This is a genomic window from Actinoplanes sp. NPDC051405, assembly GCF_055586185.1.
Genome location: NZ_JBVJIR010000048.1, coordinates 1 through 1,031, shown reverse-complemented (window position 1 = coordinate 1,031; position 1,031 = coordinate 1). Strand labels below are relative to the sequence as shown.

General features: G+C 54.3%; 1 rRNA gene. It reads right to left on the bottom strand.

Going from position 1 to position 1,031, the window contains the following annotated elements:
* Nucleotides 1–969 (bottom strand): 23S ribosomal RNA (locus ACZ6S4_RS44635); the annotation flags it as partial.
* Nucleotides 970–1,031: the final 62 nt, after the last annotated feature.

The window sequence follows — 1,031 nt, the reverse complement described above, 5'->3', positions numbered from 1 at the left end:
CCCTAGACCATCCAGTGCTCTACCTCCGGCAAGAAACACGCGACGCTGCACCTAAATGCATTTCGGGGAGAACCAGCTATCACGGAGTTTGATTGGCCTTTCACCCCTAACCACAGGTCATCCCCCAACTTTTCAACGTTGGTGGGTTCGGTCCTCCACGCAGTCTTACCCACGCTTCAACCTGCCCATGGCTAGATCACCCCGCTTCGGGTCTAGAACATGCGACTCAAACGCCCTCTTCAGACTCGCTTTCGCTACGGCTACCCCACACGGGTTAACCTCGCCACATGCCACTAACTCGCAGGCTCATTCTTCAAAAGGCACGCCATCACCCCAACAAGGAGGCTCTGACGGATTGTAGGCGAACGGTTTCAGGTACTATTTCACTCCCCTCCCGGGGTACTTTTCACCATTCCCTCACGGTACTTGTCCGCTATCGGTCACCAGGAAGTATTCAGCCTTACCAGGTGGTCCTGGCAGATTCACGGCAGATTACAGGAGTCCGCCGCTACTCGGGAACACCAAAAAGAGGCCTGCAGCTTTCGTTTACGGGACTCTCACCCTCTACGGTTGGCTTTCCCACACCATTCAACTAACCACAAACTTTGTAACTCTTCTCCACAGTGTCAGCCGTGAAAATTGGGTCCCACAACCCCCATGACGTAACCCCTGACAAGTATCACACGCCACAGGTTTAGGCTACATCCGCTTTCGCTCGCCACTACTCACGGAATCACTGTTGTTTTCTCTTCCTACGGGTACTGAGATGTTTCACTTCCCCGCGTTCCCCCCATACACCCTATGAATTCAGATGCAGGTGACACCACATGACTGGTGCCAGGTTTCCCCATTCGGACACCCTGGGATCATAGCTAGGTTGACAGCTCCCCCAGGCCTATCGCGGCCTCCCACGTCCTTCATCGGCTCCTGGTGCCAAGGCATCCACCGTTCGCCCTTGACAACTTAACCTACAGAAAACAAGATGCTCGCGTCCACTGTGCAATTCTCAACCAACAACCAACCCACAACCC